We start from the raw sequence: 19,645 nt of genomic DNA on the forward strand, positions 1-19,645 counted from the left end.
TTCGGACGCGATCGCAACCATTGGGGTCGTTGCGTGGTTGCGGCGCCGGCTGAGGTCGGTGGTGTCTCGCCTGGGGGGCGTCAGCGCATCGGTTTCTGGATGTAGATGTTGACTATGCCGCCTATGGTCTCGCGGCGGGTTTCCGTCCAGCCGAACTTGCGGTAGAGGGCCAGGGCGGGGGCCTGGAACTCGGTGGTGTCGGCGCGCAGGATTCGGTAGCCGTACTCCATCGCGCGTTCCTCCAGGGCCTGGACGAGTGCGGTGCCGTAGCCCCGGCGCTGGACCGCAGGCAGGACGCGCAGCCGCACCATCTCGGCGACGTCCAGGGTCGGGTTGCCGGGGGCGTAGCCGCCGTAGGCGCGGGCGTGACCGCCGGGGATCAGGTCGGCGCGGCGCAGGCCGCCCATCGCGACCACCCTGCCGTCGAGCTCGCCGACGAGGAACTCCCCGTTGTTGCGGAGATAGATGTCCTCCATCCGGAAGAAGTCGTGGTCGTAGTAGACGCCGTCGCCGGGGCGCAGGCCGACCTGGGCCAGGCCCTTCTGGTGCAGGGCCAGGACGACGCCGTGGTCGGCCGCGTGGTACCGGCGGATCCGCAGGTCGCCGTAGCGCCATTCGGGGGGATCGTCCTTGAGCCGGACGAGCGTGGGGTGGCCCTGCCAGGAGACGTTGTCGGTGCTCATCCCGGTCAGACCTGTTCCCCCGGGCGGACGGCGGCGGGCGGATCCTGGGTGGGGCTCTTCACGGACGGGCCGGAGAGGGCCTCGTAGAAGTCCTTCAGCTCCGGGATCTGGCCGTGCTTGGTCGCGACCGCCGCGCCGATCTGCCGGGCGCGGTGGACGAGGATGTCGGACCGGTGGTCGGCGGGCAGGTCGAAGATGGCCTCCCGGCCGGCCGTCAGCGCGGCCTCGGGGTGGCCGGCGTGCAGCTTGCACATCGCCCGGTCGAGCCGCACCAGGGTGAGGTCGACGCGGTCGGTGGGCGAGTAGAGGGTGAGGGCGTGGCTGAGCACCTCGTCGCCCTGCCTGTGGTCGCCGAGGTTGGTGAACGTGTCGCCCTCGTAGAAGGCCATCTGCCGGTCGGTGAACCCGAACACCAGGTCGGAGGTGTCGGTCTTGGAGAGCTGGTCGAACACCGAGCGGCCGCGCACGAGCGCGCGGCGGGCGCTGGGGGCGGCGTCCCCGCGGCCGCGCATCGCCAGCATGCCGAGCGCGCGCGCCTCCACGGCGGGGGCCATGGCGGCGGCGACGCCCGGGGTGCGGCCGGCGAGGTCCTGCGCCTTGCGGGCCAGGTGCAGCGCCTCGCGCGGGTCGCCGTAGTACATCGGCACGAGCGACTCGCGGACGGTCACCCAGGCGCGCAGCTGGCGGTCGCCGGTCTCGTCGGCGGCGGTCCGCGCGGTCCGGAAGAACGAGCGGGCGAGCCGGTGGTCCCCCAGGTTGATCATGATGAGCCCGGACAGCCCGGACAGCTGCGCGGCGATCCGGCACAGGCGTTCCTGCAGCTCGACCGGCTGGCGCTTGTCGCACATGCGCCGCACCTCGCTGAAGTCGAGCAGCACGTCGCAGAGCATCCGGAGGGACGGGGTCGCCTGGTACTGCCGGCCGTAGCCGTAGGTGGTCTCCTCCCACTGGTCGAGCATGGTCGGCGAGACGGTCGCGCCGACGAGCGTGTCGTCCATCTTGCGGCGCAGGTTGTCGACGGCCCCCAGGAACTGACCGTCGAGCGCCACGCCCGCTCCGGCCAGCAGCTGCAGAAGGGTCCTACGAAGCACGATGTCCTCCTCTCCCACATCAATGGTCAGGGGGCCGTCGGCGCGGTCATGGCCCCGCAGGTCGTTGACGGTCGCCCAGGGGCGCTCCTCGCTCCTGGGCACGATCGCCCCGACGATGGCGTCGGGGTCGGGTACCGGACGCTGGTCCGGCGCGCGCGGCTGCGGGACGCTCGCGGCGCCCGCCCGGGTGGCGTGGCCGCGGCCGCAGATGCAGGGACTCTGGTAGTCGAGGGCGTCGGGCTCCACCCTGTAGACGGCGCACAGGTAGTGCAGGTACTCCGGGCCGGGACGCTTGTAGCCGCTCTCGTACGCGGACAGCAGCGTCTCCCCGAGGCGCGGCGGCGGCTTGCCGTCGACCTCGTAGAGCGCCCTGACCTGAGCCACGATGTCGGACAGCGCGACGCCGTGGGCCAGCCGGTGCGCCTTGATCCGGCTGGTCCCGAACAGCGGCCCGCACTGCTCGTGGATCTCCTGCGCGATCGCCACGGGGCCCCGTCCCCGCGCCAGGGCGTGCGCGCGGATCCGGCGGGCGACGTCCGTTTCTCTCCGAGGGGGGTCCGACGACATCCGGCGCCTCCTCCGGTCATGCCGGAACGCCGTCCCCTCGGGGGGTGGACGATCGTTCCGGCCGCGGGGACCGGTCGATTTGGCCACAACAGATAATCTCTTGCGCACGCAGCGTAATCCTCGTCACAGTCCCCGCCAAGCGATTCCGGAGAAGTGATGGGGGCCGGGACGCGCTCCGCACCCCGTGGGTAGAGAATCTTCCTCCGCAGGGAGGAGGACTTCTCCTGAGGTGGGGAAATCCGGTTCTTCGACACCCGGCCGCCCCCTTGACCGGTCAGTGTGAGTGTTGGAAATCTCTCGTGTTGTGATCGAGCGAATCCGGAGAGTCGATCATCTGGATCGACCGGCACTGTGCTCGCGGGCGCTCCGCCCGCCGACGGAGGGGGTGCGAAGGTGGTCAGCGACAGACGCGTCGGCTACCTCGAAGAGCTGGAACACGAGCTGGACACGCGGGGCCTCGTCGCGCGCGTCGTCAGGACCCGCTCGGGGCCTGCCTTCCTGAGGGTCGTGAACCCCGAGGCCGCGAGCCTCGCGGAGGACGTCACCTGCGCGCCGGCCCCCGAGACCAAGGACCACTACTTCTGGTGGTCGTGGGGCGAGCGCATGCACCGCGTCGACGACGTCGGCGGAGCGGCCCTCAAGCTGGCGCACGTCCTCCAGCCGCTCGCCGCGAGGTGAGCGGACTCACTCCGGGCTCCTGAGCCCCGAGCACCGTCACAGACCCGGGCGCCCGCCGGCAGGGCGCCCACCAGACCGGGCGTGTCCCGCGAGGCCGCGGCGAAGGGCGCGGCAGCCGCGGACCCCGCGGGACACGTTCGCCCGGCAGGCGCCCTCCCCGGCCGGTCCCCGCCACCAGCCCCTGCGTTCGTATGAACCGGTCGGAACAGTCCCCTACGATCGGGCTCGTACCCGCCGCAGGTCCACGGCGAGTTGGCGGGGAACCGCAATGGCCGGGGAGGGTCTGCCACACCATGTCTCTGTTCGCGTCGATCAGCGTGCCGCTCGCCGTGTCGCCGGTCGCCAAACCGTTCCTGCCCTGGGCCGAGAAGGGCACCCCGGAGGCCGCCTGCAAGAACACGGACCCCAGTGTCTCGTGCCGGCTGGTCTGGAACATCTCGAAGAACACCGACTTCACCCAGTTCTGGGCGACCTGGCTGGACAAGCCGCTCACCACGCTGCTGTGGATCATCCTGACCTTCGTGGTCGCGCTGATCGTGAAGAACATCGCGCACCGGATGATCACCAAGGTCACGCTGCGGATGGCCGAGGGCACGATGTCGGAGAAGGTCCGGGAGCGGTCCCGGACGGTCTTCGAGGGCAGCCCCGCGCTGCTCAACAGGCGGCGCGCCCAGCGGGCCCAGACGCTCGGCTCGGTGCTGCGCTCCATCGCGTCCATCATCATCATGGGGACGGCCGCGTTCAGCATCCTCGGCTCGCTCGGCCTCAACCTCGCCCCCATCCTCGCCAGCGCCAGCGTGATCGGCGTCGCGGTCGGCTTCGGCGCGCAGAACATCGTCAAGGACTTCCTCGCCGGGCTGTTCATGCTGCTGGAGGACCAGTACGGCGTCGGCGACGTCATCGACGTGGGCAGCGCCAAGGGGACGGTCGAGGCCGTCACCCTGCGGGTCACCCGCATGCGGGACGTCAACGGCGTCGTCTGGTACGTCCCGAACGGCGAGATCAAGAAGGTCGGGAACGAGTCGCAGAACTGGGGCCGCGCCGTCCTGGACATCCCGGTCGACATCAACGAGGACACCGAGAAGGTCAAGGAGATCCTGCAGACCACCGCCGACGAGCTGGCCGCGGACGGGGCGTGGCACGAACTCGTCCTGGAGCAGCCGTCGGTGTGGGGCGTGCAGGCCCTCGCCGGTGACGCCGTCGTGATCCGCGTCGTGCTCAAGACGGCGCCGGGCAAGCAGGGCGACATCGCCCGCGAGCTGCGCGAACGCGTCAAGCGGGCGTTCGACGAGGCGGGCGTCACGGTCGCCACCCCCGCGCCCTAACCGGCTTCCCAGTGGATCAAGGTGAGGAAGAGGGCGCGTCTCACATAGGGTGGGGGCGCTATGGCTGAACAGGTGACCTTCTACGAAGCGGTCGGCGGCGAGGAGACCTTCCACCGGCTGGTGCACCGCTTCTACCAGGGGGTCGCGGACGACCCCGACCTCCGCGCCCTCTACCCCGAGGAGGACCTCGGCCCCGCCGAGGAGAGGTTGCGGCTTTTCCTGATCCAGTACTGGGGCGGCCCCAACACCTACAGCGTGCAGCGCGGGCACCCGAGGCTCAGGATGCGTCACGTGCCCTTCGTCATCGGCACGGCCGAGCGGGACGCGTGGCTGCGGCACATGCGGGTCGCGGTGGACGAGCTCGGGCTTCCCGAGGATCTGGAGAAGCAGCTCTGGGCCTACTTCACCATGGCGGCGCAGAGCATGGTGAACGCCCCCACGTAAGCGGGTAGAGCGCCCCGTATGACGCGAATCCCGTGGTGGCGCAACGCCGTCGTGTACGAGGTCTACGTCCGCAGTTTCGCCGACGCCGACGGGAACGGCGAAGGCGATCTCCAGGGGATCCGGTCCCGGCTCGGCCACCTGCGCGATCTCGGTGTGGACGCGCTGTGGCTCACCCCCTTCTACACCTCCCCGCTGGCGGACGGCGGCTACGACGTGGCCGACTACCGCGACGTCGATCCCCGGTTCGGCACGCTGGACGATTTCGACGCCCTCGTGGCCGACGTGCACGCCCACGGGATGCGGCTGATCGTCGACATCGTCCCGAACCACTCCTCCGACCGGCATCGCTGGTTCCGGGAGGCGCTCGAGGCTCCGCCCGGGTCGCCCGCACGCTCCCGCTACATCTTCCGGGCCGGCAAGCCAGGGGAACGTCCCGGCGAGGCCGACCCGCCGAACGACTGGCCGTCGGCGTTCGGCGGCCCCGCCTGGACGCGGCTGGACGACGGCGAGTGGTACCTGCACCTGTACGCGCCCGAGCAGCCCGACCTCAACTGGCGCAACCCCGAGGTGCGGCACGAGTTCGAGGACATCCTGCGGTTCTGGCTCGACCGCGGCGTGGACGGCTTCCGCATCGACGTCGCCGCCGGACTGTTCAAGGACGAGTCGTTCCGCGACCTCCACGGCCAGGACCGGGACATGTTGAACGGCCCCATGTACAGCCGTCCGGAAGTCCACGACGTGTACCGGAGATGGCGCCAGATCCTCGACGAGTACGACGGCGACCGCATGGCCATAGGCGAGGTGTGGACGGACGGTCCGGAAGACCTCGCGCTCTACCTGCGTCCAGACGAACTGCACCAGGTGTTCCAGTTCGACCTGCAACTTGCCCCGTGGTCGGCCATGGCGTTCCGCGAGGTGATCGACGCAGCGTTGAAGGCCGTCGCTCCCATGGGCGCCGCCCCCACATGGGTGCTGTCGAGCCACGACTCCGTCCGCCACGTCACCCGCTACGAGCAGCAGGACGGTTTCCAGGGCATCGGGCACGCCAGAGCCAAGGCTGCGCTACTGCTGCTCCTGGCGCTCCCAGGGTCGGCCTACCTGTACCAGGGCGAGGAACTGGGACTGCCCGAGGTGACCGATCTGCCTGACGACGCCAGGCAGGACCCCATCTTCAAACGCACGAACGGGCAGACCGCAGGACGCGACGGCTGCCGGGTACCGCTGCCGTGGTCGGGCCGCGCCGAGCCCTACGGCTTCTCCCCCGACGGCGTCCGGCCGTGGCTGCCGATGCCGGAGCGGTGGGCGTCGATGACCGCCGAGGCGCAGGCGTCCGACCCGTCCTCCATGCTGAGCTGGTACCGCGAGGCGCTCGCGCTGCGCCGCCGCCTGCACGGCGGCCTCCCTGAAGACCTGGAGTGGCTCGACTCCCCCGAGACCGCCCTCTTCTTCCGGCGCGGTTCTCTGATCCTGGCCCTCAACTGCGGCGAGAACCCCGTGCGCCTCCCTGAGGGCACCCCGCTCCTGACCAGCACGCCCCTCTACGGCGACCTGCTTCCCGGCAACACCGCCGCGTGGCTGAGCGTCCCCTGAACGCGCGACGCGGTGCGCCGGTCCGTGCGAGGGGTCAACGCACGGACCGGCGCACCGCGGTCCTTCGCCGAAAGGCGCTTCCGGCTACAGCGGCGGGCGCTGGAGCTGGAGCGGGTCGTCGGCCATCGGGGCCGACTTGAGGGTCTGCATGCCGGTTCCGACGCCCGCCCAGCGCTTGACGTCGGAGATCGCCTTGGTCTGCTGCTCACCGGGCAGCTTGGCGATGAGGCGGCCGCTGTGGTTCATGCCCGGAGCGACGTAGACGGCCGAGTCGCGGCTGCCGCGCCCGAGGCGGAACGGCTCGGAACCCCACGGGTCGTTGGCGCCGTACAGGAACAGCATGTGGTTGGCGTTCCCGCGCACCCAGCGGTCGATGTCGCGCATGGCACGGCCGTTGTCGAACCGCATGGGGATGTCACGCGGAACGTAGGTGCGCGGCTGGTAGCTGTCCTCGTACCGCAGCAGCGGCCGCAGGTGCTTGAACTTCGGCGTCGGCCAGCCCAGCTGCGTCCCCGCCTGGTAGTAGTACGGGATGTACGGGGCGAGGCCCTGGTCGCTGTAGAACGAGAGCCCGGAGATGTTGTCGAGCGTCGCGTAGAGCTGGTCGTCCGTGGCGTCCTCCGCCTTCGGCAGCTCCGCGCAAGCGGACTGCAGGCTGTACTGCCAGAAGCCCCACTCGTAGTCCATCACCGAGTTCTCGAACGCGCGGTCCTGGGTGCGCAGGATGTCGAACGTCCAGCCGTTCTCGTCCGCGGCGGCCTTGAAGCGCTTGAGCATCTCGGTGCGGCGTTCGAGGAACTTGCGCGCGAGCGCCTTGACGTTCGCGCGGCACACGGGGTCGCTGCCGACCGTCTGGAAGAACTTGTCGTAGGCGCGGTCGTCGTTGTTGTTGACGTCGTTCGGCGCCACGTACACGACGCTGCCGTCGACGTCCCGCGGGTAGAACCGCTTGTGGTAGACGGCCGTCATGCCGCCCTTGCTGGCCCCCGTCGAGATCCACTTGCCCTGGTAGATGGTCTTCAGGGCGCCGATCAGCCGGTGCTCGTCGGTGGCCGCCTGCCAGATCGTGTCCTTCTTCCAGTCCGTCGGCTCGGGACGGGACGGGGTGAAGTACCGGTACTCGACCGAGATCTGGTTGCCGTCGACCAGCGCCGTCGGCTCGGAGGTGAACATCGTCTCCGGCGTGTTGTACCCGCTGGTGTAGAGCACCATGGGACGGTCCGCCGACTTGTGCTGCAACATGATGCGCTGCTCGAACCACTGCCCCTGCGGGTTGCGGTGGTCGACAGGCTGCCTGTACTCCAGCCAGAACCAGCGCTGGCCGGGCAGGGTGGACGGCTTCTCCGTCACCTGCATGCCGGGGATCGCCTTCAGCTGGGCGAGGATGTCGCCCGCCTGGGCGGCGCCGGCCTTCGCCGTGCCCGCCTGAGCCGTGCCCGCGGCCTGCGCCGCGGTGGCGCCCGCCCCGGTCATGCCCGCGGCGAGCAGCAGTGCCATGGCTCCTCGTGAGACGCGCCGCATTGTGCCCCTTTCACGTGGGTTCTCCACATTCGCGTCGCGACCCTAGAGGGAGAAGCCCGGCCAAAACGGATTGCTGTTGGGCTTGTTACCTATCCGTGACAGGTCGGTTGTCACCCGAACAGACCGGAAAACAACCCCAGTAGGGGCGGAAGCGTGATCAGGTGGGCAATGGCGTTCACGCTGGAGGAACGCGGGGCCGCTCGGTGGACCTCGATCACGCCCGGAACGGCGACCGACGGAGACCGGAGATCAGTTCAACCCGACGGCGCCGGTGGAGTCGGGCCCCTCAACCGAGCGTGAGGCATCGGCGAGCCAGACGGCGTGCAGGCCAAAAAGCGGGATGAGGCCGAGCGGAGGATCAGGCGGGAGGGGTGAGGGTGAAGCCGTCGTCCCAGGGGGCCAGGCGTTCGAAGAGCCGCTCGTCGTGCCAGCGCCCGTCCAGGTGGATGTGGCGGCGGGCCGTCCCCACGGGCGTGAATCCGTTCCGTTCGAGCACGCGCTGAGAAGCGACGTTGTCGACTCTCGTGAACGCCTCGACGCGGTGCAGACGGAGCGCGCCGAACGCGACGTCCAGTGCCTGCCTGACGGCCTCCGTGGCGACGCCCCTGCCGGCGTGCGCGCGCGCCACCCAATACCCGACGAAGCAGCTCTGGAGGGGGCCGCGCAGAATGTTGTTGAGCGTGATGCGCCCGGCGACCTCGCCGTCGACGAGGATGACGCCCGGCCACATCTCCCCCACCGCGTACGCCTCGACCAGCTCGCGCAGGTTGTCGCGCTGGCCGTCGACGGTGAAGTACGCCTCCCCCCGCTCCGGCTCCCAGGGACGCAGGTAGGCGCGGTTCTCCCGGTACAGCGCCGCGAGCGTCTCCGCGTCCGCGATCTGGACGGCGCGCAGGCGCACCCCCACCCGACGGCCGTCGAGCGCGGGCGGGGGGCCGGCGAGCGCCGTCATGCGCGGGGCACCACGTACCGCCCGATGAACTCGCGTTCCTCCGGGGTGAAGCGGCGCAGGCGGTTCGCCTCCACGTCGAACGCGACGAGCGTCGAGGTCGCCTCCGCGTACACGTGGTCGTCGTCCCGCACCTCGTAGGCCAGCTTGAACGACGCGGCACGGGCCTCGGTCACCCACGTCTCCACCCGGATCGGGTAGACGGTCGGCAGCAGCGGGTACCGGTAGTCGATCTCGTGCCGGGAGATCACCATGCCGCGGACGGGCTGCTCCCCCTTGCGCACCGGGTCGCCGTGGAACATCTCCAGCCGCGCGTCCTCCAGGTAGCCGAGGAACTTGACGTTGTTCACGTGTCCCTGGGAGTCGATGTCACCGAACCGGATCTTGAACTCGTAGACGTGGCGGTACTCGACCGCGGGCAACTGCTGCATGTCCTCGCCTGGGTACGGGGAACCGGGGGTCGGCCCGATGCTACCGGCAGCAGGCGAGCTCCCTGACAAGGCAGGGTCGCTCCAGGTCGACCTGCCAGTCCGGAATCCCGTGCCCTTTCGCCGCGGGAACGTCCTTCAGCATCCACCCGAAACCCTCACCACCCACCACCTCTCCACCACCCGCACTGCCGGACAAATCGATGAATAGACCCCAGATCCCGCAAGAAAAGCGGCCGTAAGACCACCCAACTCGACGAGCAACATCCCGTCCCGCCCAGCCCAGCAAGCCCCCACTGACGACCAGCGCCCGGCGACCGGCCCAACGGCATCTCGCTAAGACCAGCGTCCGGCACCGACACGACCGCACCCCCGCTGTCGACCAGCGCCCAGCGCCCGACACAACCGCACCCCGCTGACGACCAGCGCCCAGCGCCCGACGACCGGCCCGACGGCATCTCGCTGAGACCAGCGTCCGACACAACCGCACCCCGCTGACGACCAGCGTCCGGCACCGGCACGACGGCATCTCGCTGAGACCAGCGTCCGACACAACCGCACCCCGCTGACGACCAGCGCCCGGCATCCGGCATCCGGCGCCCGGCGACCGGCGACCCGCGACCGGCGAAACCGCATCCGGTGACGACCGGCGCCCGGCGACCGGCACGACCGCGCCTCGGCGACGACCGGCGCCCGGCTTCCGGCGCCTGGCGCCCGACACGCGACCGCGCCCCGGTGGCGTCCGGCGCCCGTCGCGACCGCACCCGGTGACGACCGGCCGTGGTCACCGGCGTAGTCCCTGGTAAGCGATCGGCCGCTGGAACCGATCCACGGCGAGGCTCCCCACGGACGTCGCCCGGGCGTCGGACGTCGCCGGGTACGGTCCGCGTGCACCATCGCGTGCCCGACCCGGAAGCCGGTGGGCCACCCGCCCCACAGGATTCGCCCGGCGAGCCGTTCCAGGACGGGCAGCAGCCGCGCCGCCGCTCGCGAACGGCCGAGCACACGAACGGCCGGAACACCACCCCCGGAACACGAACGCCCGGGCACGCGAGCGACCGGGCACGCGAGCGACCGGAACGCGAACGGGCGGGAATGCGAGCGGCCGCGCGATCGGTGATCGCGCGGCCGTTCGGGGACGCGTGGGTCAGTCGCGTGTCAGCTTGCGGTGGGTGACCCGGTGCGGGCGGGCGGCGTCGGCGCCCAGCCGCTCGATCTTGTTCTTCTCGTAGTCCGCGAAGTTGCCCTCGAACCAGAACCAGTTCGAGCCCTCTTCCCACGCGAGGATGTGCGTGGCGATGCGGTCCAGGAACCACCGGTCGTGCGAGGTGATCACGGCGCACCCGGGGAACTCCAGGAGCGCGTTCTCCAGGCTGGACAGGGTCTCGGTGTCGAGGTCGTTCGTCGGCTCGTCCAGCAGCAGGACGTTGCCGCCCTGCTTGAGCGTCAGCGCCAGGTTGAGCCGGTTGCGCTCGCCGCCGGACAGGACGCCGGAGGGCTTCTGCTGGTCGGGGCCCTTGAACCCGAACGCCGCGACGTACGCGCGGGACGGCATCTCGACCTGGCCGACGTTGATGTGGTCCAGGCCGTCCGAGACGACCTCCCACACCGTCTTCTTCGGGTCGATGCCGCCGCGGCCCTGGTCGACGTAGGAGATCTTGACGGTCTCGCCGACCCGCAGGTCGCCCGCGTCCGGGTGCTCCTCGCCGACGATCATGCGGAAGAGCGTGGTCTTGCCGACGCCGTTCGGGCCGATGACGCCGACGATCCCGTTCGGGGGGAGGTTGAACGTCAGGTCGTCCATCAGGAGCCGGTCGTCGAAGCCCTTGGTCAGCTTGTCGGCGATGATCACCGTCTGGCCGAGGCGCGGGCCCGGCGGGATCTGGATCTCCTCGAAGTCCAGCTTGCGGTGCTTGGCGGCCTCGGCCGCCATCTCCTCGTACCGCTCAAGGCGGGCCTTGCTCTTGGTCTGGCGGGCCTTGGGGTTCGAGCGCACCCACTCCAGTTCGTCCTGGAGGCGCTTCTTGCGCTTGGCGTCCTTGTTGCCCTCGACCTTGAGCCGCTCGGCCTTCTTCTCCAGGTAGACGGAGTAGTTGCCCTCGTAGGGGTAGCAGCGGCCCCGGTCGAGCTCCAGGATCCAGGTCGCCACGTTGTCGAGGAAGTACCGGTCGTGCGTGACGGCGAGGACGGTGCCCTCGTACTTGGCGAGGAACTGCTCCAGCCACTGGACGCTCTCGGCGTCCAGGTGGTTGGTGGGCTCGTCCAGCAACAGCAGGTCGGGCGCCTCCAGCAGCAGCTTGCACAGCGCGACGCGCCGGCGCTCGCCACCCGACAGCTTCGACACCTCGGCGTCGCCGGGCGGGCAGCGCAGCGCGTCCATCGCCTGGTCGAGCTGGCTGTCGAGGTCCCAGGCGTTGCGATGGTCGAGCTGCTCCTGCAGCTTGCCCATCTCCTCCATCAGCGCGTCGGAGTAGTCCGTCGCCATCAGCTCGGCGATCTCGTTGAACCGGTCGAGCATCGCCTTGGTCTCGGCGACGCCCTCCTGGACGTTCCCGAGGACGTCCTTCTCCTCGTTCAGCGGCGGCTCCTGCTGCAGCATGCCCACGCTGAACCCGGGCATGAGGCGCGCGTCGCCGTTCGAAGGCTGTTCCAGACCGGCCATCATGCGCAGCAGCGTCGACTTGCCGGTGCCGTTGGGCCCCAGGACCCCGATCTTCGCACCCGGAAGGAAATGCAGGGTGACGTCGTCTAGGACGACCTTGTCGCCATGTGCCTTGCGCACACGCTGCATCGTGTAGATGTACTCGGCCATATCGTCAAGACTAGGGGGTCCTGGAACCTGTTTTTCGCGTTGCGGCCTCAGTTGCCGGACGGCCTGGGGCCTTCAAGCGCGGGAAGGCACACCCGGTCGCGCCCCGAGGACTTCGCCCGGTAGAGCGCCAGGTCGGCCGCCGTCATGAGTTCCAGGAGGTCCTGGCCGTGGGTGCGGAACAGCGACACCCCCACGGAGACGGTGACGGTGACGGTTCCCTCCTCGGCCGGGACGGCGAGGCGGCGCACCCGGCCGCGGAGGCGTTCGGCGACGCGGCAGGCCTCCACGGTGTCGGCGCCCGGCAGCAGGACGACGAACTCCTCGCCGCCGAAGCGGCCCACCACGTCGTAGTCGCGCAGCTGGTGGCACAGGGTGCTCGCCACCCCCACCAGCACCTGGTCGCCGACGAGGTGGCCGTGGGTGTCGTTGACACGCTTGAAATGGTCGATGTCGATCAGGAGGAGCGCGACGGCGTCGTGGGTGCGCTGGGCCCGGGAGAGTTCGGTGTCGGCCTCGCGCTGCCACGCGGCGGCGTTGAGCAGGCCCGTCTTGGCGTCGGTGCGCGCGGCCGCCTGGAGCTGCTGGTGCATCAGGCTGCGCTGCAGGAGCATCACCGGCGGAAGGGCCAGCAGGAGCAGGCCGAGTGACAGGGCGCTCGTGATCGCCACCAGGATGCCGACGCAGAGCTCCACCGTGTCGAGCAGGAGGCTCTCGCGCGTCCACAGGACGTCCCGCCACCGGCTCTCGGGATCGGCGGCGTGCGCGGCGACCGCGACGATCGCCGCGTTCACCACCGTGAACAGCGCCGCGCAGCCGACGGCCGCCGGGATGCCCGGGTAGCTCTCGACGACCCACTGCGGCGCCCCCTGCAGCGGGTCGGCCACCACCCGGTGGAACACCACCGACGCGCACGCCCCGGCGATCCCGAGCGCGGCGGCGACGACCGCGCGCCTGTAGATCAGCGTCCGCCGGACGCGGAACTGCAGCAACGCCTGCATCGGCACCGGGACGAGCAGCGCGTACACCGGCGGCAACAGCAGCGCGACCGGCAGCCACCAGGCCGACAGCAGGTCGCGCGCGACCCCCGCCGGCATCCCCAGCCTCCGCGTCGCCTCGATGCACACGGCGCCGCACGCCAGCAGCGCCCCGAAGGTCATCAGATCGTCGCCCCGGAACGGGGTCTCCAGCAGCCCCGCGACGATCAACCCCAGATGGACGGCGACGACCACCGGCACGTAGACCACGAGCAGGGACCGACGCCCAAGTCGCGCCCTGCGCCTCGGCCTGCGGACCAGCTCCCCACCTCGGTCCTCGGCGGACGACTGCACTGCCGTCATCCTTCCCCCTTACGCGCATCACGTTGTGTAACACGATAGTTGCAACGTGTGCGGAACGGGCGTGAAACAGGTACGTTCGGGAACGCACATGCGGGTGACCGTTCTGATCATCGGTATCCGGGCCCGCTGATCCGCGGAGCCTGATCATCCTGAGGGGGACCACCATGCGCGGCGTTTCCTGGATCTGACCAGCAAGCAGCCACCAAAAACGCCAAGGGCGCGCGCTCACCGCTCCCACGGCCCACATCCCCCCACCGAACACTTTTCGCCTCACCTCCGACTCCCACACCCAGCTCACGCTTGGCCCCAGCCGGGCCGCCCCGAGCATTGGCCGCACCTGGCCGCCACCCAGCCACCGACCCACCACCCCACAACCAGCGGGCGCAAGGAGCCAGAAGCCCACCACGCCCCAACAAAGCCGCCCCACACATCCACCCGGCCTCACCAGCGCCGCCGACCAGCCCCATCAAGCAGCTCCACGACCGCACACAGCCCTTGGCCACGCTTTACGGCAGGTGGGGGTGCGGACTGGGCGGGCCAGAGCGATCAGCATCCCGCCGCCGCTGTGTCCGCGGTGGCGTTCGGTGCGGCGGCGGGCTTTGGCCGGGTGGGTTAGGCGGCTTTGGGTTCCTCTTCTTCTGTGGGGGTGGTCAGGGCCCATTGGTCGGCGGTGTCGCGGGCCAGCTGGCGGTCTTCGTCGGTCAGGGGGCCGCTGCGTTGGGCGGGGCGGTAGTCGACGGTGCCGCGGGTCAGGTCGGGGCCCATGGTGGTCGCCTCGACCTCGGCGGAGAAGCGCCACTGGTCGTCGCGTTCGTACTGGCGGATGCGCAGGCGGCCGGTGACCAGGATCGGCGTGCCGCGCTGGAGGTCGGACGCGTTGACGTTGTCGGCCAGGCCGCGCCAGCAGTTCACCGTGACGTACAGGGAATCGTCGTCCTGCCATTGGCCGGTCTGGCGGTCGAAGCGGCGGGGCGTGCAGCCCACCCGCAGCGACAGGAAGGGGTGGCCGTTGGCCGTCACGGCGTAGCGGGGCTCGGCCGCTACCCAGCCGGTGATGGTGACGTGCGCCTCGTTCATCGCGTCCTCCGTGTGTCTCGCGTACGAGGACAACGGTGGCTCAGACGCGCAGGGCGGTGCCCGGGGTCGCGGAACTGTGGATAACTCAGCCGCGGCCGAGAGCGACGTCGATGTCCCGGCGGAAGCGGGCGTAGACCTCCAGGTCCTCCTCGATGGGGACGATCACCTTCTCGCGCGCGACGCGCTCGATGCCCTGGCGCATGTGCTGCTCCATCTTCTCGCCGTGTCTGGCGGACGACAGCGCGACCATGTTGCGGCACGCGGACGCGGTGAGCCAGCCCATGCCGAGCGTGCAGACGACCAGGATGGCGACGTAGGGGATCAGGCCCGCCTGGCCGATGAGGCCGTCCGGGTCGTCGCCGCCGAGGTCGAGCAGGCCGTAGGCGACGAGGAAGCCGATCCACACGACGCTGAGGGCGGCGACCAGGACCAGGAAGTACTGCCAGGTCTTGACCAGCCACCACCAGCGCGGCACCACGTTGAACGTGGGCAGGGCCTCCTTGAGGGACTCGCCGAGCGCCTCGGGGATCTCGGCGGCGTGGGAGCGGGCCGCGGCGCGGACGGAGCGGCCCCAGTGCGGCGGAAGCTCGGCGGTGACGCCCTCGGCGACGTTCTGGAGCGCGTTGTCCACGTCGCCCTGCTGGGCGCCGATCGGCCCGGTGAAGGCGTTGCGCAGCTCCTCGCGGAGCTCGGTGAGACGCATCCGGCGCAGCGGGTCCGAGCGCAGCCGGGTGACCATGGCGGTGACGGGCCAGCCGATGAAGTCGGCGGCGCGGAGCTCGTAGGCGCTCTCCATGGCCTCGGCGACGGCGGGCGCGCCCGCGGCGTCGGTGAGGGCCTGCAGGAGCTCGGCCTTGCGGCCGTCGTCCACCGTGACGGGCGGTTCGGCGTCGAAGCGGTAGCCGGTGAAACGCTCGGCGGCGCGGTCGACGTCGGCCGACAGCCGCTCGGTGCGGGCGCGGCGTGCGGCGACGGTGTCGACGAGGGTGTCGCGGAAGCCGTGCACGCCGTCCTCGGCGACCGCGGAGGTGGTGACGATCCGCGGGTCGGCGAGCCCCTCGGCCTCCAGCAGGCGGCGCAGGTCGGCGACGCAGTCGTCGATCTCGTGGGGGGCGAGCCGGTCGACCTGGTTGAGGACGATCAGGGTGACGCCGGCGTGCCGGGCGAACGGGACGATGTAGTTGCGGTGCAGGGCGGCGTCGGCGTACTTCTGCGGGTCGACGACCCAGACCAGCAGGTCGGCGATGGTGACGAACCGGTCGACCTCGGCGCGGTGCATCGCCTGGATCGAGTCGTGGTCGGGCAGGTCGATCAGGACGAGGCCCTGCAGGGTGGCGTCGGCGCGCTCCAGGTCGAGGGCGCTGGCGCGGGCGTAGCGGTGGCGCTTGTCGACGTCGAGCCAGTCGAGGAGGGGGCCCGCGCCGTCCAGCCCCCAGACGCACGCGTGGGCCTTGGACGTCATCGGGCGGCGCATCCCCGTGGGCGACAGTTCGAGCCCGCAGATGGCGTTGAACAGGGAGGACTTGCCGCTGCCCGTGCCGCCCGCGAGGGTGACGACGGTGTGGTCGCCCGACAGCCGCAGCCGCTGGCCGGCGCGCCGCAGCAGCGCTCCGGCGTCGTCCAGGACGGGCTGGTCGAGCCGTCCGAGGCCCGCCTGGACGAGCCGGTCGAGCCCGTCGAGGCGCTCGACCAGCCCGGGCGGGCCGGCGGGCTCGGCGGAGGGACCGGCTTCGGGCATGTCGGGGAGCGGGGTCTCGCCGGTTCCCGCCGGGGAGTTCGCGGGGATGGCCGAGGTGGTCATCGGGCAACCTCGAGGTTGTAGGTGGCCTGGTACAGCTGGACGGGGACGGTCTCGTCGGGGATGCCGGCGGAGTCGAGCACCTGCCCGAAGCGGATGGCCTCCTCGTCGAACAGCATCCCGATGCGGCTGCGCAGGTCGGCGCGGGCCTTGGCGCCCATGCCGCGCAGGGACTCGGCGCCGAACAGGGCCTTCAGCAGCCGCTGCGGGACGGCGCTGTTGCCGCCCTCCACGGCCACGTCGGACGTCCCGTACCCGAGCAGGCCGATGGTCAGGACGAGCGAGACCGCCTCGGTGTCGAACGAGACCAGCTTCGCGACCGAGCGCTTGGTGACGCCCTGGGTGCGGATCAGCTCCTGGACGTGGTCCTGCCAGGCGCTGACGGCCCGGGTGACGCGCCGCGACAGCTCCGGGGAGACGTGCCCGAGGCCGGCGTCGGCGCCGGCGAGCACCTGGGCGCCCGCCGGGTGCTCGCGCCAGCGGGCCATGACCTGCTCCGCGCCGTGCTCGGCGGACGCCATGATGAGCGATTCGAGGCCGCTGCGCAGCGCCGCCTTGAGGGCGCGCACGCGGGCCGGGCTGCGGTGGCGGCGGCTGGCGGCGCGGCCGCGCCGGGACCGCTGGACGTGCAGGGCGCGCAGCAGGTCGCCGGTGCCGGCGAAGTCCTGCCAGCGGGCCAGCACCTCGCCGCGCAGCAGCGAGCCGTTGCGGGTGGCCTCGTCCAGCTCGGCAAGGGCGGTGCCGTACCCGGCCTCGACCTCCCTGGCGAGCTCGGTGCGCCGCTCGACCTGCGCCTCGACGTGCCGGGCGAGCTCGGGGACGCGGGTGCGGAAGCTGTCCAGGACGGCGGCGAGGGTGTCGCTGACGACGATCTCGCGGTCCTCGGCGTCCTCGGCGACGCCGGTCAGCCAGTCGCGGATGTCCTCGACGGTCTCCTCGGGGAGGCGGCTCTCCTCGATCCGGGTCTCGGGGATGGTGAAGCGGCGCGCGTCGCCGACCTCGTGCTCGTCCAGCATCTCGGCGAAGTGCTCGACGATCTCGCCGCCGCCGGCGCCCGCGCCCTGCGGGACGCGTGACAGCACGACGCCGATCGTGGCGCCGTTCTCCTTGGCGCGCTGGAGCATCTGCCAGACCTGGGCGTCGGCGTACCGGGCGGCGGTGGTGACGCACAGCCACAGGTCGGCGGCGGCCATCAGCTTGGTCGCGAACTCGTAGTGGTCTTCGAAGACGGAGTCGAAGTCGGGGCTGTCGAGCAGGGCGAGCCCGGGGGGCAGGACGTCGCTGGCGATGATGACCAGCTGGTCGCCCGCGATGGCGTCGGGCGCGGGGCCGCGGACCCGTCCCATGCCGGGCAGCATCGGCCCCTCCATGAACCACCGCACGTGGTCGGGGTGGCAGACGAGGATCGGGCTGCTGGTGGTGGGGCGCAGCACGCCGGTCGCGCTGACGCGGGCGCCGACGAGCGTGTTGACCAGGGTGGACTTGCCCGCGCCGGTGGAGCCGCCGAGCACCACGAGCATGGGGGCGCCGGACGCCTGGACGCGCGGCAGGACGTAGTCGACGAGCTGGGCGCGCAGTTCGTCGCGGGCCTCGCGGGCCTGTTCGACGCCGGGGACGTCCAGCAGGAGGTCGAACGCGCCGAGCTGTTCGCGCAGCGCGGTCAGGGCGCGGACCAGCTCGCCCCGGTTGACGGTCGCCCCGGCCTTGGGGGCGCGTCGCCGTCCGCGCCTGGGCTTGGCCTCGGCCTTCTCGCCGCTTCCGGTCTCGTCGTCGGTCGCCTCGCCCTCGGGAGCCGCGGCGTCGTCGTCCGCGCCCTTCTTCGAGGCCTGCTTCCCGGCCGCCGTGCCGCGGCCTTCCGGGTCCTTCCCGGACGCGTCGTCGCCGCCCGTGGTCTCGCCGGACGCCGCGGTCTCGTCGGGGGCGGGCTCGCCGGCCCGGCCCGAGCCGGCGCCGGCCTCCTCGTCGTGGACCGTGCTCTGCTCTGCGGGGGGTGTCACGGATCCCGTCCCAAGTCCGCTCGAATCATGTCGATCTCTCGTGCCACGTTGACCACGTCGCCCACGACCACGATCGCCGGGGGCCGGACATCTCCGGCGGCCATCGCGTCGGCCACCGTGCCCAGCGTCGCCGTCAGCGCCCGCTGGCCGGGAAGGGTGCCGTCCTGCACCACGGCCACCGGCGTTCCGGACGACCGACCATAGCGCATGAGGGCCGCCGCGATGAGCGCCATCCGCTCCACCGCCATGAGCAGGACGATCGTGCCGTTCGCGCGGGCCAGCGCCTCCCAGTCGACGGTCGAGTCGGGGTGCCCGGGAGGGACGTGCGCGGAGACGACGTGGAACTCCTGCGAGACGCCCCGGTGGGTGACCGGGATGCCCGCGGCCGACGGAACGGCGACCGCGCTGGTGATGCCGGGGACGACCGTGACGGGGACGCCGTGGCGGGCGCAGTACAGGGCCTCCTCGCCGCCGCGCCCGAACACGAACGGGTCGCCGCCCTTGAGCCGGACGACGAAGCGGCCCCGCCGCGCGTGCTCGACCAGGTACTCGTTGATGCGGTCCTGGGTGACCGTCCGGCCGTAGGGGATCTTGGCGGCGTCGATGACCTCGACGTCGGCGGCGAGCTCGTCCAGCAGCCCGCCGGGGGCGAGGCGGTCGGTGACGACGACGTCGGCCATGGCGAGCAGCTGCCGCCCGCGCACGGTGATCAGGCCCGGGTCGCCCGGCCCGCCGCCGACGAGCGCGACGCCCGCGGGCTTGCCGCGGGAGTGCCGGGACTCCAGGGCGCCGTCGCGCAGGCCCTCCACCACCGCGTCGCGGATGCCGGCGGCGCGGCGCGGGTCGCCGCCGAGCAGCACCCCGACGGTCGCGTCGCCCGCGTGGCCGCTGGCGGGCGTCCAGGCCGGGGACGACTCGGCGTCGTCGGCCCGGACGGACCAGATCCGCGCGGCCTCGGCCTCCGCCACCACGTCGCCGTTGACCTTGGCGTCGTCGGTGACGGCCTGCACCAGCCAGGCGCCCGCGCAGTCGCCGCGCCGGTAGCCCCGCCGGTGCCAGGTGATCCGGCCGCGCTCGGCGAGGCCCTCCAGGGTGGCGGTGAGCGAGGGGGACACGAGGACCACCTCGGCGCCCGCGTCCAGCAGGGCGGGCACGCGGCGCTGGGCGACCCGCCCTCCGCCGACGACGAGGACGCGTCGCCCGCCGAGTCGCAGGCCTAGCAGGTACGGGGGCACGGTGGATCTCTCGGACGCGGGTGGCGGACGGTCTCTTTGTGGAACAAAGGTACTCGGCTCGGGGAGTCCGTGGAGAGGGGCCTCGCCCGTTCGATAGCCGAGCGTGACTTCTT

General features: G+C 71.4%; 15 protein-coding genes. 4 read left to right on the forward strand and 11 right to left on the reverse strand.

Annotated elements, in window-relative coordinates; translation table 11 throughout:
- Positions 1-80 precede the first annotated feature (80 nt).
- Positions 81-683 carry a GNAT family N-acetyltransferase gene (locus tag AB0K37_RS07835; RefSeq protein WP_363976459.1) on the reverse strand — a complete coding sequence of 201 codons (603 nt, stop codon included), beginning with the start codon at positions 681-683 and terminating at the stop codon, positions 81-83.
- 5 nt (positions 684-688) lie between these two features.
- A complete protein-coding gene (locus AB0K37_RS07840; RefSeq protein ID WP_363976462.1) occupies positions 689-2,341 on the reverse strand; it encodes an XRE family transcriptional regulator in 1,653 nt (550 codons plus the stop codon).
- 393 nt (positions 2,342-2,734) lie between these two features.
- Between AB0K37_RS07840 and AB0K37_RS07845 the strand changes: the two genes are divergently transcribed.
- The 4 genes from AB0K37_RS07845 to AB0K37_RS07860 all read left to right on the forward strand — a co-directional run bounded on the left by AB0K37_RS07845 (position 2,735) and on the right by AB0K37_RS07860 (position 6,378).
- On the forward strand, positions 2,735-3,019 hold the full coding sequence (locus AB0K37_RS07845; protein WP_179836786.1) for a hypothetical protein: 285 nt from the start codon (positions 2,735-2,737) through the stop codon (positions 3,017-3,019).
- Positions 3,020-3,312: 293 nt separating this feature from the next.
- Positions 3,313-4,344 carry a mechanosensitive ion channel family protein gene (locus AB0K37_RS07850; protein ID WP_363976465.1) on the forward strand — a complete coding sequence of 344 codons (1,032 nt, stop codon included), beginning with the start codon at positions 3,313-3,315 and terminating at the stop codon, positions 4,342-4,344.
- Positions 4,345-4,404: 60 nt separating this feature from the next.
- Complete coding sequence (locus tag AB0K37_RS07855; RefSeq protein WP_363976468.1) at positions 4,405-4,788, forward strand: globin; 384 nt, start codon at positions 4,405-4,407, stop codon at positions 4,786-4,788.
- Between the two features lie 18 nt (positions 4,789-4,806).
- Positions 4,807-6,378: a glycoside hydrolase family 13 protein gene (locus AB0K37_RS07860; protein WP_363976471.1), complete on the forward strand. Its 1,572-nt coding sequence runs from the start codon at positions 4,807-4,809 to the stop codon at positions 6,376-6,378.
- 84 nt (positions 6,379-6,462) lie between these two features.
- On the opposite strand, the gene AB0K37_RS07865 is transcribed toward AB0K37_RS07860, so the two are convergent.
- The 9 genes from AB0K37_RS07865 to cobA all read right to left on the reverse strand — a co-directional run bounded on the left by AB0K37_RS07865 (position 6,463) and on the right by cobA (position 19,532).
- Complete coding sequence (locus AB0K37_RS07865; RefSeq protein WP_363976474.1) at positions 6,463-7,875, reverse strand: S28 family serine protease; 1,413 nt, start codon at positions 7,873-7,875, stop codon at positions 6,463-6,465.
- Between the two features lie 382 nt (positions 7,876-8,257).
- Complete coding sequence (locus tag AB0K37_RS07870) at positions 8,258-8,851, reverse strand: GNAT family protein (RefSeq protein ID WP_363976477.1); 594 nt, start codon at positions 8,849-8,851, stop codon at positions 8,258-8,260.
- The gene (locus AB0K37_RS07875; protein WP_363976480.1) at positions 8,848-9,279 is read right to left on the reverse strand and encodes a thioesterase family protein; all 432 of its coding nucleotides are present in this window, start codon (positions 9,277-9,279) and stop codon (positions 8,848-8,850) included. Before AB0K37_RS07875 ends, AB0K37_RS07870 begins: the two co-directional genes overlap by 4 nt.
- 1,144 nt (positions 9,280-10,423) lie before the next feature.
- Positions 10,424-12,088 (reverse strand): energy-dependent translational throttle protein EttA, encoded by a 1,665-nt coding sequence (gene ettA / locus AB0K37_RS07880; RefSeq protein WP_363976483.1) that lies wholly within the window; start codon positions 12,086-12,088, stop codon positions 10,424-10,426.
- 47 nt (positions 12,089-12,135) lie between these two features.
- A complete protein-coding gene (locus AB0K37_RS07885) occupies positions 12,136-13,425 on the reverse strand; it encodes a GGDEF domain-containing protein (RefSeq protein ID WP_363976486.1) in 1,290 nt (429 codons plus the stop codon).
- Between the two features lie 612 nt (positions 13,426-14,037).
- Positions 14,038-14,502, reverse strand: a complete 465-nt coding sequence (locus AB0K37_RS07890) for a single-stranded DNA-binding protein (protein WP_363976488.1) — start codon at positions 14,500-14,502, stop codon at positions 14,038-14,040.
- A gap of 85 nt (positions 14,503-14,587) precedes the next feature.
- Complete coding sequence (locus AB0K37_RS07895; RefSeq protein WP_363976491.1) at positions 14,588-16,303, reverse strand: ABC transporter; 1,716 nt, start codon at positions 16,301-16,303, stop codon at positions 14,588-14,590.
- Positions 16,300-18,297, reverse strand: a complete 1,998-nt coding sequence (locus AB0K37_RS07900) for an AAA family ATPase (RefSeq protein WP_363976494.1) — start codon at positions 18,295-18,297, stop codon at positions 16,300-16,302. The genes AB0K37_RS07895 and AB0K37_RS07900 overlap by 4 nt, the downstream gene beginning before the upstream one ends.
- The gene (gene cobA / locus AB0K37_RS07905) at positions 18,294-19,532 is read right to left on the reverse strand and encodes a uroporphyrinogen-III C-methyltransferase (protein ID WP_363976497.1); all 1,239 of its coding nucleotides are present in this window, start codon (positions 19,530-19,532) and stop codon (positions 18,294-18,296) included. Before cobA ends, AB0K37_RS07900 begins: the two co-directional genes overlap by 4 nt.
- Positions 19,533-19,645: the final 113 nt, after the last annotated feature.

The organism is Actinomadura sp. NPDC049753 (assembly GCF_040674655.1).
GTDB lineage: Bacteria > Actinomycetota > Actinomycetes > Streptosporangiales > Streptosporangiaceae > Spirillospora > Spirillospora verrucosospora.